This window comes from Nitrobacter sp. CN101, assembly GCF_055390255.1.
Genome location: NZ_AP038833.1, coordinates 706,853 through 720,420, shown reverse-complemented (window position 1 = coordinate 720,420; position 13,568 = coordinate 706,853). Strand labels below are relative to the sequence as shown.

Annotated in this window: 13 protein-coding genes; 3 read left to right on the top strand and 10 right to left on the bottom strand. The window is 60.9% G+C overall.

Translation table 11 applies throughout. The annotated features are described in order from the left end of the window. Nucleotides 1-97 precede the first annotated feature (97 nt). Both ACZ5IL_RS03440 and ACZ5IL_RS03435 read left to right on the top strand, forming a co-directional pair. Nucleotides 98-703 carry a DUF1134 domain-containing protein gene (locus ACZ5IL_RS03440; RefSeq protein WP_464595181.1) on the top strand — a complete coding sequence of 202 codons (606 nt, stop codon included), beginning with the start codon at nt 98-100 and terminating at the stop codon, nt 701-703. A 191-nt stretch (nt 704-894) separates the two neighbouring features. After that, on the top strand, nt 895-2,166 hold the full coding sequence (locus ACZ5IL_RS03435) for a hypothetical protein (RefSeq protein ID WP_464595180.1): 1,272 nt from the start codon (nt 895-897) through the stop codon (nt 2,164-2,166). A gap of 55 nt (nt 2,167-2,221) precedes the next feature. On the opposite strand, the gene argF is transcribed toward ACZ5IL_RS03435, so the two are convergent. Together argF and ACZ5IL_RS03425 are read right to left on the bottom strand one after the other, a co-directional pair. Further along, nucleotides 2,222-3,148 carry an ornithine carbamoyltransferase gene (gene argF / locus ACZ5IL_RS03430; RefSeq protein ID WP_464595179.1) on the bottom strand — a complete coding sequence of 309 codons (927 nt, stop codon included), beginning with the start codon at nt 3,146-3,148 and terminating at the stop codon, nt 2,222-2,224. Further along, nucleotides 3,145-4,356, bottom strand: coding sequence for an acetylornithine transaminase (locus tag ACZ5IL_RS03425; RefSeq protein WP_464595177.1), 1,212 nt, complete (start codon nt 4,354-4,356; stop codon nt 3,145-3,147). Before ACZ5IL_RS03425 ends, argF begins: the two co-directional genes overlap by 4 nt. A 455-nt stretch (nt 4,357-4,811) precedes the next feature. On the opposite strand from ACZ5IL_RS03425, the gene ACZ5IL_RS03420 reads away from it, so the two are divergent. Then, nucleotides 4,812-5,318: a GcrA family cell cycle regulator gene (locus ACZ5IL_RS03420; RefSeq protein ID WP_079445663.1), complete on the top strand. Its 507-nt coding sequence runs from the start codon at nt 4,812-4,814 to the stop codon at nt 5,316-5,318. Nucleotides 5,319-5,567: 249 nt separating this feature from the next. On the opposite strand, the gene phoB is transcribed toward ACZ5IL_RS03420, so the two are convergent. The 8 genes from phoB to ACZ5IL_RS03380 all read right to left on the bottom strand — a co-directional run bounded on the left by phoB (nt 5,568) and on the right by ACZ5IL_RS03380 (nt 13,446). Then, nucleotides 5,568-6,272: a phosphate regulon transcriptional regulator PhoB gene (gene phoB / locus ACZ5IL_RS03415; RefSeq protein WP_464595176.1), complete on the bottom strand. Its 705-nt coding sequence runs from the start codon at nt 6,270-6,272 to the stop codon at nt 5,568-5,570. 21 nt (nt 6,273-6,293) lie between these two features. After that, nucleotides 6,294-7,010: a phosphate signaling complex protein PhoU gene (phoU, locus tag ACZ5IL_RS03410; RefSeq protein WP_464595175.1), complete on the bottom strand. Its 717-nt coding sequence runs from the start codon at nt 7,008-7,010 to the stop codon at nt 6,294-6,296. A gap of 33 nt (nt 7,011-7,043) precedes the next feature. Next, nucleotides 7,044-7,862: a phosphate ABC transporter ATP-binding protein PstB gene (gene pstB / locus ACZ5IL_RS03405; protein ID WP_464595174.1), complete on the bottom strand. Its 819-nt coding sequence runs from the start codon at nt 7,860-7,862 to the stop codon at nt 7,044-7,046. Next, complete coding sequence (pstA, locus tag ACZ5IL_RS03400) at nt 7,859-8,704, bottom strand: phosphate ABC transporter permease PstA (protein WP_079445659.1); 846 nt, start codon at nt 8,702-8,704, stop codon at nt 7,859-7,861. The genes pstB and pstA overlap by 4 nt, the downstream gene beginning before the upstream one ends. Nucleotides 8,705-8,786: 82 nt before the next feature. Next, the gene (gene pstC / locus ACZ5IL_RS03395; protein ID WP_464596797.1) at nt 8,787-9,776 is read right to left on the bottom strand and encodes a phosphate ABC transporter permease subunit PstC; all 990 of its coding nucleotides are present in this window, start codon (nt 9,774-9,776) and stop codon (nt 8,787-8,789) included. A 128-nt stretch (nt 9,777-9,904) separates the two neighbouring features. Further along, the gene (pstS, locus tag ACZ5IL_RS03390) at nt 9,905-10,930 is read right to left on the bottom strand and encodes a phosphate ABC transporter substrate-binding protein PstS (RefSeq protein WP_464595173.1); all 1,026 of its coding nucleotides are present in this window, start codon (nt 10,928-10,930) and stop codon (nt 9,905-9,907) included. A gap of 127 nt (nt 10,931-11,057) precedes the next feature. Continuing rightward, nucleotides 11,058-12,410: an ATP-binding protein gene (locus tag ACZ5IL_RS03385; protein ID WP_464595171.1), complete on the bottom strand. Its 1,353-nt coding sequence runs from the start codon at nt 12,408-12,410 to the stop codon at nt 11,058-11,060. Continuing rightward, nucleotides 12,391-13,446, bottom strand: coding sequence for a UPF0104 family protein (locus tag ACZ5IL_RS03380; protein ID WP_464595170.1), 1,056 nt, complete (start codon nt 13,444-13,446; stop codon nt 12,391-12,393). Before ACZ5IL_RS03380 ends, ACZ5IL_RS03385 begins: the two co-directional genes overlap by 20 nt. Nucleotides 13,447-13,568: the final 122 nt, after the last annotated feature.

Sequence of the window (13,568 nt, the reverse complement as noted above, 5' to 3'; positions counted from 1 at the left end):
AACTCGCGAGTCGGGGGACGATCGCCGCATCCTACGAACCTGCATCTCAGCATCGGGTTAAGGACGCAGCGACAAGTTGCTACTTGGGGTGCTTTTCATGACTCTTATTTCGCGCCTTGCAGCGGTCGCGCTCGCTGCGGTGATGTTCGGGACTGTGCCGGCCTCTGCCCAGCAATCGGCGCCTTACCGGGCACAACCGGCACAACGGAGCAGCGGTCCTGGCACCTATTCGTCGGATGAACTCCTCACATCCGGAACCCGGTTCTTCGGCAACGTCTCACGCGGGCTCGCCTCGATCATCGAACGTGCGGTGAGCCAGTGGGGCCTGCCGAACGGCTACATCCTCGGCGAGGAAGGCTCAGGGGCCTTTGTGGCGGGGCTGCGCTACGGCGAGGGTACCCTCTACACCAAGAATGCCGGCGACCTGAAAGTCTATTGGCAGGGGCCATCCGTCGGCTTCGACTGGGGCGGCGACGGCGCCCGCACCATGACGCTGGTCTACAACCTGCCCGCCACAAGCGCGATCTATCAGCGTTTCGCAGGCATCGACGGTTCCGCCTATATCGTCGGCGGCTTCGGAATGACGGCGCTGACCGCAAACAACATCGTGCTGGTGCCGATCCGCTCGGGTCTCGGGCTACGGCTCGGCGCCAATATCGGCTATTTGAAATATACGCCCCAAGCGACCTGGAACCCGTTCTGACCTCCAGCGAATATCCGCAGAAGGATGCGGTCTTGCATCAAAGTACGCGCACGTTACTGACTGAAAGCATTTTCTTGCGGCTATTCCGTTTGGTTGGGAAACCGATTGAGGCGTAGCGCTGGCGTTTTACCGGCCGCCCGTGGCATGGTAACCAGATCCCTAGCGCCTATCCGGGTTGTGGAGCGTTGCCCATGGTCGAGCCGATCATGTATCTGGCGATCGGTTTTCTAATTTCGATGCTGTGCGGACTGATGGTCATGCCGCTCGTGCACGACCGCGCAGTCCGCCTCACCATCAAACGCATGGAAGCCGCTACCCCGATGTCGATGGCTGAAATCCAGGCCGACAAAGATCAGTTGCGTGCCGAATTCGCGATGTCGGCGCGGCGGCTGGAAATGAGTGTCGACCAACTCAAGAGGAAGGTCGCCAGCCAGTCCGCTGAGCTCGGCAAAAAGGCCGACGCAATCAACCGCCTGAAGGTGGAGCTCGGCGAGAAGAACGCGAGGATATTCAGTCTAGAGGGACGCGGGAAAACGGCAGGGGAGCGATTGCAGTCAGCCGAACAGGAGCTTGCCGCCAAGGCGGAAGTGTTGCGGAGCGTCGAGCAGACCCTCGCCGAGCGACAAAAGGACCTCGGGCGGCTTCGCCAGGACTTGTCGGACCGCTCGTTGACTGCCGAAGGCCGGCAAGCCGAACTGTTCGTCGTACGCGCGCAGATCGAGCGATTGCAGAGCCGCCTCAACGATATCGAAAACGAACTCGCCGCTACGCATACACTACTCGAGCAACAGCGCAGCCAAACAACAGTCGCTGCCCGGGAGCGCGACGAGGCACGCCAACACGTCGAGAATCTAAGCCAGCGCATCGTCAAGGTTGACGGCCAGCTCATCGACAAGACCAAGGACGCGGAAAGGCTCGGCGGTCGGGTCAGAGAACTCGAAGCCGACTTCGCTGCGCAGACCACGGCGCTTGCCGAGCGAAATACGAAGAACAGTGAGTTGCGGCGAGTCAAAGCTGCCGCGGAACGCGCCAACAGTGAGTTACGCGACGAGATTGCGTCGCTAAACGGCGGTAAGTCTCCGCTCATCGATGGGCTGCGCAACGAAATACTCGCGACCGAACGGGCGCTGCGCGCAGCCCACGACGAGCGAGCCAAATTGCAGCGCGACATCAACGTGCTCCAGCGTCAGGCGGAGTCCGGTACGGTCGAGCAGATGGAAAACGCGCTGTTGCGTGAGCATATCAATGACATCGCCGCCGAGGTTGCAAGGCTGGCCATGACCATCGAAGGACCGGATTCCCCGATCGAAGCCATCCTGGCGGCAACAGCTACGGGTCCCGCCAAAACCACGAAAACGGTCAATGGCTCGGCGGGTAACGGAGCGATTCCGGTTAGCACGCTGGCCGACCGCATCCGTGCTCTGGAATCTCATGCCCCCCGCGCGGGGCGCCGACCGGGCTAGCTCGCGTTACATCAGACCTGGCCGCTTCCGGGAAGCACCGGCCGAAACCGCTCCGCTATCCAGCCGCGTGGAGGCACCAGGCCAGAATGCCCTTCTGTGCGTGCAGGCGGTTTTCGGCCTCGTCGAACACCACCGACTGCAGTCCGTCAATCACCTCATCGGTGACCTCGTCGCCGCGATGCGCCGGCAGGCAGTGCATGAACAGCGCGTCCGGCTTTGCGAGCCGCATCAGCTTTGAATTGACCTGGTAGGGCTTGAGCAGATTGTGACGGTGCTCGCCGTCTTTGTCGCCCATCGACACCCAGGTGTCGGTGACGATGCAGTCTGCGCCGCGCACCGCCGCTTCCGGATCCGTGACGAGCCTGATCGGCGCGCCGCTCGATCTGATCCAGTCCTTCAGCAGCTTGTTCGGTGCGAGCTCCGGCGGAGTCGCGATGTTGAGATTAAAGCTGAAGCGTTCCGCCGCATGCGCCCACGACGCCAGCACGTTGTTGTCGTCGCCGATCCACGCCACGGTATGGCCCTTGATCGGCCCGCGGTGTTCCTCGAAAGTCATCACGTCGGCCATCACCTGGCAGGGGTGCGATCGCCGCGTCAGTCCGTTGATGACGGGCACGGTTGCGTGCGTCGCCAATTCCGTCAGCGCGTCGTGGCTGAGGATGCGGATCATGATGATATCGACGAAGCGTGACAGCACCTTCGCGGTATCCGCGATGGTCTCGCCGCGTCCGAGCTGCATTTCAGCCCCGGTCAGCATGATCGCCTCGCCACCGAGCTGGCGCATGCCGACGTCGAACGACACGCGGGTGCGTGTCGAGGGCTTGTCGAAGATCATCGCCAGCGTCTTGCCTTCGAGCGACCTGTCGGCGATCCGGCCCTCCTTGCGTCGCTTCTTCATCGCAACGCTGGCGTCGAGAATCGCGCGCAGTTCCGTCATCGGCACGTCGAACAGATCGAGAAAATGCCGTGGCGCCTTGCTCATTGCGCGGCTTCCTTCTTGGCGGATGCGCCGGACAGCCTGACGCAAGCCCGCTCCAGCCGCCGCACCGACTCGTCGATCTCGGCGTCGCCAATGATCAGCGGCGGCAGCAAACGCACAACATTTTCGCCAGCGCCAACGGTCAAGAGCTTTTCCTCACGTAGCGCGCTGACCAGATCGCCCGATGGGACCACGGCCTTGAGGCCGATCAGAAGCCCCTCACCTCGCACATCGCTAAGCACATCGGGATATCGATCGACGACCGAAGCCAGCTTCTGTTTCAAAAGCAGCGACATCTTTCGGGTCCGCTCGAAGAAGCCAGGCTCTAGCATCACGTCGAGCACGGCATTGGCCACCGCAACCGCTAGCGGATTGCCGCCAAAGGTCGAACCGTGCGAGCCAGGCGTCATGCCGGAAGCGGCTTCCGCGGTCGCAAGACAGGCACCGATCGGAAAACCGCCGCCGAGCGCCTTCGCCAATGACATCACATCCGGCGCAACACCAATGCGCTTGTAGGCAAAGAGATCGCCGGTGCGACCCATACCGGTCTGCACCTCGTCAAAAACCAACAGCAGGCCGCGCTCGTCGCAAAGTTGACGCAGCGCTCGGAAGAACGCGTGGGGCGGCTCGCGCACGCCGCCTTCGCCTTGCAACGGCTCGATCAGGATGCCGGCGGTCTCAGGACCGACCGCCTTCTTTACGGCTTCGATATCGCCGAGCGGCACTTGGTCAAAGCCGTCCGCCGCCGGCCCGTATCCTTCGAGATACTTTTTCGAGCCGGTGGCAGCCAGCATCGCCAGCGTGCGGCCATGGAATGCGCCTTCAAAAGTGACCATCCGATAGCGTTCCGGATTGCCCCTGTGGGCATGATAACGGCGCGCGACCTTGATGGCGCACTCCACCGCCTCTGCGCCGGAATTGGCGAAGAAGACGAAATCGGCAAAGCTCTGGTCGCAGAGCCGCGCCGCCAGACGCTCGCCGTCGGGCGATTTGAAAAGGTTCGAGACGTGCCAGAGCTTTGCCGCCTGCGCCTGAAGCGCGGCGACGAGATGCGGGTGGCAATGGCCAAGCGCATTCACGGCAACGCCACTGGTGAAATCGAGATAGCGTCCGCCGTCGGAGCCAAGCAACCAGGCTCCCTCGCCGCTCTCGAATGAGAGATCGGCCCTTGCGAAAACGGGCAATAGATGAGACGCCGCTGTTGTAGTCATGACGATTTGCCGGTTGATGGGAAGCGGAACGGCTCGGCTGCGCTGTGGCGCGACCAACGAACTGTCAGCCCCGGAAACGAAATGTGCCGCCTTTCAAGGCGGCACGCGACGGTTATTCTAGGTGCGCCGCGATTACTGTCAATATTCCACTTGCGCTTCGGTGATGCGGGAAAGTCGCAGAATGAGCCGATTCTCTGATTTTCTTACAGAACATGTGGACGCCGTAAGGCCCGACTCTTGCGCGTGAGTCACGGCATATTGTAGCCTTGGGCTTGTCGAATACGACATCTCGTGCGGCGTTTTGATCCTCGATCGGTCCCTGTTCTCAGCGTAAGCGCCCGGGCGTTTTCCCGCCCGGCGAGGGTTAAGGGATTCTGCCGACACGAGTTTCTCAGGGGGCGCTTCAGGTGCGCGGCCTTGCGGGGGGCACGCATTAAACAAGGGAACAATGTGCGATGACGGTGATAACCTGGACCGACGACCGTGTCGAACAACTGAAGAAGCTTTGGGAAGCGGGACTTTCCGCAAGTCAGATCGCCGCCGAACTCGGCAACGTGACGCGTAACGCGGTGATCGGCAAAGTGCACCGGTTGGGTCTATCGGGCCGCGCCAAGAGTCCTTCGTCAACGGTGCCACGGCCGCGCAAGGCCCGTCCGGCCCAGCACATGATGCGAGTATCCCGGCCTGTCTCCCGGGGAAATACCGCGCTCGCGCAAGCCTTCGAGATTGAGCTCGAGCCAGACCCGATCGCCTACGACAATGTCGTGCCTATGAGCCAACGGCTATCGCTACTCGAACTCAGCGAAGCCACTTGCCATTGGCCGGTTGGCGACCCCTCGAGTCCGGAATTCTTCTTCTGCGGTGGCAAGGCTCTCACCGGCCTGCCCTATTGCGCGCACCACTCGCGCATCGCCTATCAGCCCGCCGCCGACCGTCGCCGCCAAGCGCCGAAGGCGCGGTAATCACAGCGTAACTTCAAATCTCGTCATAGCCAGGCTTGAGCCGGCCATTTCGTTTTGCGCCCAAGCAGATCGTAGATCTGCGGGAAGCCGCGGTTGACGCTTTATAGCGTTTTCGAGTGAAGTCGATGCCGGTTCGCGTGAAGGAAACGCGTCAAAACAACATCTAGACCTTCGTTTCTGATTCAATCAAAAACAAAATGCTCTAGCGCAGCATCACGACGATTGTCGGCACTTTTCAGTTATCCCCGCTTACTCAGTGACGCTCGCGAACTGCTCGTCCAACGCGTAGCCTGCACCACGCACCGTGCGGATCGGATCCGCCTCACCACCCGGACTAAGCAGTTTGCGCAGTCGTCCGATGTGAACGTCGACGGTGCGCTCGTCGATATAGACGTCACGGCCCCAGACGCTGTTGAGCAATTGCTCGCGGCTGAACACCCGGCCGGGGTGCTCGAGAAAAAACTCCAACAGCCGATACTCGGTCGGGCCAAGATCGATCGAACGACCGGAACGCGCAACGCGGTGCCTGTCGCGGTCGAGTTCCAGGTCACCAAAATTCAGGATCGATGCCAGCCGCGCCGGACTCGCGCGCCGCAGCAGGCTTTTCACCCTCGCCAGAAGCTCCGGCACCGAGAATGGCTTGACCACGTAGTCGTCGGCGCCGGTCGCAAGCCCCCGCACCCGCTCGCTCTCCTCGCCGCGAGCGGTGAGCATGATAATCGGAAGCTGCTTGGTTTCGGGACGCGCCCGCAGCCGGCGGCATAGCTCGATGCCGGACAGGCCCGGCAACATCCAGTCCAGCACCACAAGATCGGGGATGCGCTCTTTCAGCCGCGTATCCGCCTCATCGCCCCGCGTTACCGTTTCGACCTCGTAACCTTCGGCTTCAAGATTGTAACGCAGCAGCGTCGTCAACGCTTCCTCGTCTTCCACTACCAGAATGCGTGCACCCATCGTGTCTCGCCTAATCCCGTTTCAGTTCTGTGGAGTCGCCGATGCGAAACCAGTCATATCCCCCTTGGGACGCTTGTCGAGAATCTGCTGACCCTCGATCATGTAGAACACGGTCTCGGCGATGTTGGTGGCGTGGTCGCCGATCCGCTCGATGTTCTTGGCGCAGAACATGAGATGAATGCAGAACCCGATGTTCCGCGGATCCTCCATCATGTAAGTTAGGAGTTCGCGGAACAAAGAGGTGCAGATAGCATCCACCTCCTCGTCCCCCTTCCAGACGGCCATCGCCGAGGGCAGATCGTGCGCCGCATAAGCGTCGAGCACCGACTTGACCTGGGACCGCACGAGATCGGTCATATGCTCAAGACCGCGGATCAGTTTCAGCGGGCGGAAATCGCTGTCGATCGCAACCACGCGCTTGCCCATGTTCTTGGCGAGATCGCCGATGCGCTCCAGATCGATAGCAACTCGCATGGCGCCGACGATCTCACGCAGATCCACGGCCATCGGTTGTCGCCGAGCGATAGTCAGCATGGCGCGTTCCTCGATCATGCGCTGCAGCTTGTCGATTTCGGCATCGGCGGCCACGACGCGAGCACCCAATGCACCGTCGCGGCGGATCAGCGCGTCCAGGGATTCCACGATCTGCCTTTCAGCCAGTCCGCCCATTTCGGACACCAGCCGCGTCAGCTCCTGGAGGTCGTCGTCGAACGCCTTGGCGGTGTGTTCGAAAGCCATATCAAAATTCTCCTCGCGTCTCCGCACGCAGCCTCAGCCGAAACGGCCGGTGATGTAATCCTGGGTGCGGCGATCTAAGGGCGATGTGAACAGCTTGTTGGTCGGACCGAATTCGATCATCTCGCCGAGATACATGAACGCGGTGTAGTCCGATACGCGCGCCGCCTGCTGCATATTATGGGTAACGATCGCAATCGTGTAGTGCCTTTTCAGCTCATCGATCAGCTCTTCGATTTTGGCCGTTGAGATCGGGTCAAGAGCCGAGCACGGCTCATCGAACAGGATCACCTCGGGCCGCACCGCAACGGTCCGCGCGATGCACAGGCGCTGCTGCTGACCACCGGAGAGGCTGAGTCCGCTCGCATTGAGCTTGTCCTTGACCTCGTTCCACAAGGCGCCGTCCCGCAGTGCCTTTTCCACCCGATCGTCCATTTCCGATTTCGGCAGCTTCTCGTACAAGCGGATGCCAAACGCAATGTTGTCATAGATCGTCATCGGAAACGGCGTCGGCTTCTGGAACACCATGCCGACCCTGGCGCGCAAAAGATTAAGATCGAGCTTGGGGTCCAGGATGTTGGCGTCGTCCAATAACACGCGCCCTTCGACGCGCTGGCCGGGGTACAGGTCGTACATGCGGTTGAAGATGCGAAGCAGGGTCGATTTTCCGCAACCCGAGGGGCCGATGAAGGCCGTCACGCGGTTGCCGGCGATCGACAGGTTGACGTTCTTTAGCGCATGATGCTGGCCGTAATAGAAATTGAGGTTAAGAGCGTCGATCTTCACCGGAATGACCGGATCAATCACCGGCGGTGGAGCAGCCGAGCCTGAGGCGGCGACGGAACCGTGGGTCATTTTGCGATCCTCTCAGAGCCCATCAACCTCGCAATGATGTTCAGCGCCAATACCGCCAAGGTGATCAACAGCGCGGCGCTCCACGCCAGTTCTTTCCAGTAGACGTAAGGGCTCTGCACGAAGTTGTTGATGGTGACAGGAAGGTTAGCGACCGGGTTGGTCAGGTCCATGCTGAAGAATTGGTTGCTCAAGGCAGTGAACAGCAGCGGCGCGGTCTCGCCGGCAACGCGCGCGGTGGCAAGCAGCACGCCGGTGATCAGGCCGGTTCGCGCGGCGCGATAGGCGATGCGCTTGATGACGAGCGAGCGCGGTAAGCCGAGCGCGGAGGCGGCCTCACGCAGCGAGTTCGGTACCAGGCTCAGCATGTCCTCAGTGGTGCGCACCACGATCGGAATGACGATCACGGCGAGCGCAAGTGACCCCGCGAGCGCCGAGAATCCTCCCATCGGGACCACCACCGCGCCGTATACGAACAAGCCGATGATGATTGAAGGCGCGCTGAGAAGGATGTCGTTGATGAAACGAATGACCGGCGCGAGGCGATCGTGCTTGCCGTATTCCGCAAGGTAGGTGCCCGCAAACATCCCGATCGGCGCACCTACCCCCACACCTATGACCGTCATGATGATGGAGCCGACGAGAGCGTTCAGCAGACCGCCTTCGGACGCGCCGGGCGGCGGCGTGTTCTGGGTGAAAAGCTGCCAGCTCATCCCGGCGAGACCGTTATAGAACAGCGTGAACAGAATGAGCCCGAGCCAAGAAACACCGAATGCGGCGGCAACAAAGCAGAGGGCGCGGACGATAACGTCTCGACGGCGGCGGGACGCATAGATCGGATTCATGGCTTGACCTGAACAGGCACAATCGCTGGACAAACGAATTCGTTTGTCGGGAAAAATTGGGTTCCGTTCTTCCGTGCCATGCCTATTTCCCTGCCTTCTTCTCCAACCGCAACAGCAACAGCCGCGCTGCGGCGAGCACAAAGAACGTCAGAACGAACAACAGCAGACCGAGCAGCATCAGGCTCGACTGATGCAAGCCGTCGCTCTCCGCGAACTCGCTGGCGATGGCTGCGGAAATCGTCGTGCCGGGCGCAAAGATCGATGGCGAGATGCGGAACGAGTTGCCGATAATGAATGTCACCGCCATCGTTTCGCCGAGCGCACGGCCGAGCGCCAGCATGGCGCCGCCAATCACACCAACTCGCGTATAGGGCAGCACAACGTGCCAGACGACTTCCCAGGTGGTGCAGCCGACGCCATAGGCCGCCTCCTTCAGGACGGGCGGCACGGTTGCGAACACGTCACGCGAAATCGCGGTGATGAAAGGCAACACCATGATCGCGAGGATCAGCGAGGCGTTGAACAGGCTCAAATAGGACGGCGGACCGCCGAAGATCGAGCCAAGGACCGGCACACCTTCAAATAAATCTATGAAGAAGGGCTGCACCGTGTTGGCGAGGATCGGGCCGAGGATGAAGAAGCCCCACATGCCGTAGATGATCGAAGGAATGCCCGCGAGCAGCTCAATCGCCATGCCGATCGGCCGGCGCGCCCACAGCGGGCACAGCTCGGTGAGGAAAACAGCAATTCCGATTCCGACCGGGACAGCGATCATCATGGCGATGACCGAGGTCAGGACGGTGCCATACACCGGACTCAGCGCGCCCAGCACCGGCGGCTCGGCGGACGGCGCCCAGCGCTGCGTCGTCAGGAACCCGCTTCCATACTCCACAATCGCAGGCCAAGATCCCACGACCAGCGAAATGATGATTCCGCCGAGCAACATCAGAACGAGCATCGCGCTAATGCGGGTGGTCCAGTAGAACGCGCGATCCCCGAACCTGAATGCGTTCAGAGCGCGGGTTCGATCATAGCGGTCCGCCGACTCCACCACGCTGCCATGAAGGGCTATTTCCGTCACGCCTATTCCTATGTCCTGTATGTCTCGCAAAACATCATGCCCGGGATACGGAGACAGCTTTTTTGCACCCGTCAAAAACTAGTGGATGAGCGCTCTGGCGCTCCTCCACTACCCCAAGATCAGCTTTTGATCTCGGAGGTCCAGGTTTTCTTGATTTGCTCGACGACCGAGTCCGGCATCGGAATGTAGTCGAGTTCCTCGGCCATCCTGCCGCCCTTCTCGAACGCCCATTTGAAGAACTTGATAGCTTCAGCGGAGGCCGCCTTGTCGGCCGGCTCATTGTGCATCAGGATGAACGTCGCGGCTGTGATTGGCCAGGAAGTCTCGCCCAGCTGATCCGTCAGGATGACGTAGTATCCCGGCGAGTGAGCCCAATCGGCGCTGGCGGCCGCGGCCTGGAAGGAAGCGATGGTCGGCTGCACCGCCTTGCCGGCCTTGTTGACGAGCGCGACATAAGTCAGCTTGTTCTGCTTGGCATAGGCGTACTCGACATAGCCGATCGAGTTCTTGGTCTGGCCGACATTGCCGGAAACCCCTTCATTGCCTTTGGCGCCGACACCCGCCGGCCATTCGACCGCGGTGCCCTCGCCGACCTTGGACTTCCACTCCGCGTTCGCCTTGGACAGATAGTTGGTGAAATTGAACGAGGTGCCTGACCCGTCCGAACGATGCACCACCGCGATCGGAGCCGAAGGCAGCTTGACGCCCGGATTGAGTTTCGCGATCACAGGATCGTCCCACTTCGTGACCTTGCCGAGATAGATATCACCGAGCAATTCGCCCGAAAGAACCAGTTCACCAGGCTTCACGCCCTCGACATTCACGACGGGTACGATCGCTCCCATCACCATCGGCCACTGCACAAGACCATCCTTCTCGAGCTTGTCGGCCTTCAGTGGCGCGTCGGTCGCGCCGAAGGTCACCGTCTTGGCAAGAATTTGCTTGATGCCGGCGCCCGACCCGATCGACTGATAGTTCAGACCGTTGCCGGTCTCTTTCTTGTAGGCATCAGCCCATTTGGAATAGACCGGAAACGGGAAGGTCGCGCCCGCGCCAGTGACATCGGCTGCCTTCGCCGGAACCGAAAAGGCAGCCGCCGAGGTGGCGACAAGGCCGGCGGCGGCGACGACCCGGAAGAAATTCATGCGTGATCTCCCTCGCATTGAGCAGAGAGCGCGGATGCGCTCACCGCCTCCTTCTAGGTACAGCCGATGCTGCTTTTTACGAAGGTTTGACGACAGGGGCATGACACATCCAACCATCTGAAATTATTTAATTTTCAGCTTCCGTCGCGTTCTGCGCCTGTGGAAAACAAGCGGTAAAGCTCGCGCCGTGGCCGGGCACACTCTCGATCAAAAGACGACCGCGATGACGGTTAAGAATATGTTTCACCAAGGACAGGCCGAGGCCTGTGCCGCCTTGAGCCCGGCTGTCGCCGACGTCGACCCGATAGAAGCGTTCGGTAAGGCGCGGCAAATGCTCAGGCGCGATGCCAGGACCAAAATCCCGCACCACCACCCGGAATTCCGGCGCGCCCTCCGGCGAGACGCCGAGCATCGACGACACCATGACCCTGCCGCCGGACGCGCCATATTTCAGCGCGTTCTCGATCAGGTTCTCGAATAGCCGCAGCAGCTCCTCACGATCGCCGCAGATCCGCACCGAGGCCTCGGGCAATGCGACCTCGATCTCGACATGACGCTCCGCCGCCAGCGGCTCAAGTCCATCGACGACCTCTCGTACGATCGGAACAACATCGACAATCGTCTCTGGACGCACATGCGCCGACAGCTCGACCCGCGACAGCGACAAGAGATCGTCGATCAGCCGTGCCATCCGCGCCGCCTGCGCGTGCATAATGCCAAGAAACCGCTCTCGTGCCCGGGCATCCTCGCGCGCAGGACCTTGCAGCGTGTCGATGAACCCTGAGAGCGCCGCGAGAGGCGTGCGCAACTCGTGGCTCGCATTGGCGACGAAATCGGCGCGCATTTCCTCGACCCGGCGCAACGGCGTCTGATCGTGAAACGTCAAAAGCATGCAATAGTCGACGCCACCGAATGCAGTCGGCACCGGAATCGGTGTGATGATCAATTCCATCCACCGATCGACCGGAACAGGATTGAGATAGGTCGTTCGCCGCGATTCCCGGGTCGCAATCGCCTCACGCAACGCCGTGACGATCTCAGGCGCTCGCAGTGCGAACTGCGCGAGCTCGCTCCGGCGCAACGCCGGTACGAGCTGCGCCGCCGCGACATTGAGATGGATGACGCGGCCGGCCCTATCGAGCAGCACGTTGGGATCCGGCATACCGGCAACGATGGCGTGTGCCACCTCCGTCTCGACCGGATTGGCCCAGAGTTCGGTTTCGCGCGACGCATCCGGATCCTGAACCTGCCAGGGCACCAGCGCCGCACCGGTGATGCAGACAAAGGCGGCGATGGCGCCCAAAGGCTGCAAGCCGCCAAACACAACCAGTGCGGTCAAAACAAGCCCGGCAACGAGCAGGATGAGCGCGGAGCGGCGCAACCGGTCCGGCCAGGATGCGGACCTCGCACCGGGCCCTGAGACCCGGGAGGCGTCTGCTTCCGCAGCCGCTTGAGTGCTGTCAGGCGCCAGAATCGCCATGCTCCCCCAAACAGGGCAGTTTACTGTCGGGCCCAGCGTTCGATCCGGTCGGCGCCTTACCCACGCGTCTCATTCGCGCGCTGACAAAAACTTCCCGAAACGTTAGCAAGATTATGGAAATGGTGAAGGGCAAAACATAATAGAACAGCCGGAACAACAGCATCCCGGCCAGAAGATCCTTCTTCTCCATCTGCCACAGGCCGATCAGCATGGCAGCGTCGAACACGCCGAGCCCCCCGGGCGAATGACTTGCAAAACCCAGCAACGTCGCGGACACGAAAATCACCGCGACAACGACAAAGCCGACATTGGGCTGGTGGGGAAGCAGCACGTACATCGCGAGTGCGCAAAATCCCAGATCGACGATTCCGATAAAAATTTGCAGCAGCGTCAGCCGACTACCCGGCAGAACCACCGTCCATGCCCCGCTACCGACGCGACGCGGCCGGATCCCAACCCAGATCACATACCCGATCAGTGCAAGAATGATCGCGATTGCGATCAGCCTATTGAACACTGGCGGAAGCTGATCAATGCTCGTCGCCGCCTCGGGGTGGTAGGCGATACCAAGTCCGAGCACGGCGGCATTGCCGAGCCAGAAGGTGAGACCCGCCAGAAAGCAGACTTTTGCGACATCGACCGCATTCAACCCCCAGGCGGAATAGATGCGATAGCGCACCGCCCCGCCAGTAAACACGCTGGCGCCGACGTTGTGGCCGACCGAATAGCTGGTAAAAGCCGCGAACGCCGTGACGCGGTAGGGGACATGAGTGACCCCGATGGTCCGCACCGCAAACAGGTCATAGAATGTCAGCGTGAAATAGCCCGCGGCAACGAACAGGCCCGCCAACGCGATCGAGCGCCACTCGGTCCGCTTGATGGCCTCCATCACCTCCTCGACATCAATGTCCCGGAGAATATGGAAGAGCACGTAGAAAGCGGCCGCGATAACAGTGACGCTGATCGCCACACCGAGCTTGTGCAGGATTCGTTTCCGGCGCAGAATCGAGATCGCTCTGCGTATTATTCCAAGCATCGAGAACCTCGAAATGCGGTCCACGGCAACGTCGTGCCTTTCCGCATTCATTCACGGGACATGGTCGTAGCGTGTTTTGGTTCCTAGTGGAATTCAGCCGGCGTCAACAAATCCCTTAATTT

What these genes read in the sequence shown, in the direction of transcription:
- pstB (WP_464595174.1), bottom strand. Translation starts at nt 7,862, where the DNA reads ATGACCCACGGTTCCGTCGCCGCCTCAGGCTCGGCTGCTCCACCGCCG.
- argF (WP_464595179.1), bottom strand. Translation starts at nt 3,148, where the DNA reads ATGAGCAAGGCGCCACGGCATTTTCTCGATCTGTTCGACGTGCCGATG.
- ACZ5IL_RS03425 (WP_464595177.1), bottom strand. Translation starts at nt 4,356, where the DNA reads ATGACTACAACAGCGGCGTCTCATCTATTGCCCGTTTTCGCAAGGGCC.
- ACZ5IL_RS03380 (WP_464595170.1), bottom strand. Translation starts at nt 13,446, where the DNA reads ATGCTTGGAATAATACGCAGAGCGATCTCGATTCTGCGCCGGAAACGA.
- pstA (WP_079445659.1), bottom strand. Translation starts at nt 8,704, where the DNA reads ATGAATCCGATCTATGCGTCCCGCCGCCGTCGAGACGTTATCGTCCGC.
- ACZ5IL_RS03420 (WP_079445663.1), top strand. Translation starts at nt 4,812, where the DNA reads ATGACGGTGATAACCTGGACCGACGACCGTGTCGAACAACTGAAGAAG.
- ACZ5IL_RS03440 (WP_464595181.1), top strand. Translation starts at nt 98, where the DNA reads ATGACTCTTATTTCGCGCCTTGCAGCGGTCGCGCTCGCTGCGGTGATG.
- ACZ5IL_RS03435 (WP_464595180.1), top strand. Translation starts at nt 895, where the DNA reads ATGGTCGAGCCGATCATGTATCTGGCGATCGGTTTTCTAATTTCGATG.
- ACZ5IL_RS03385 (WP_464595171.1), bottom strand. Translation starts at nt 12,410, where the DNA reads ATGGCGATTCTGGCGCCTGACAGCACTCAAGCGGCTGCGGAAGCAGAC.
- phoU (WP_464595175.1), bottom strand. Translation starts at nt 7,010, where the DNA reads ATGGCTTTCGAACACACCGCCAAGGCGTTCGACGACGACCTCCAGGAG.
- pstS (WP_464595173.1), bottom strand. Translation starts at nt 10,930, where the DNA reads ATGAATTTCTTCCGGGTCGTCGCCGCCGCCGGCCTTGTCGCCACCTCG.
- phoB (WP_464595176.1), bottom strand. Translation starts at nt 6,272, where the DNA reads ATGGGTGCACGCATTCTGGTAGTGGAAGACGAGGAAGCGTTGACGACG.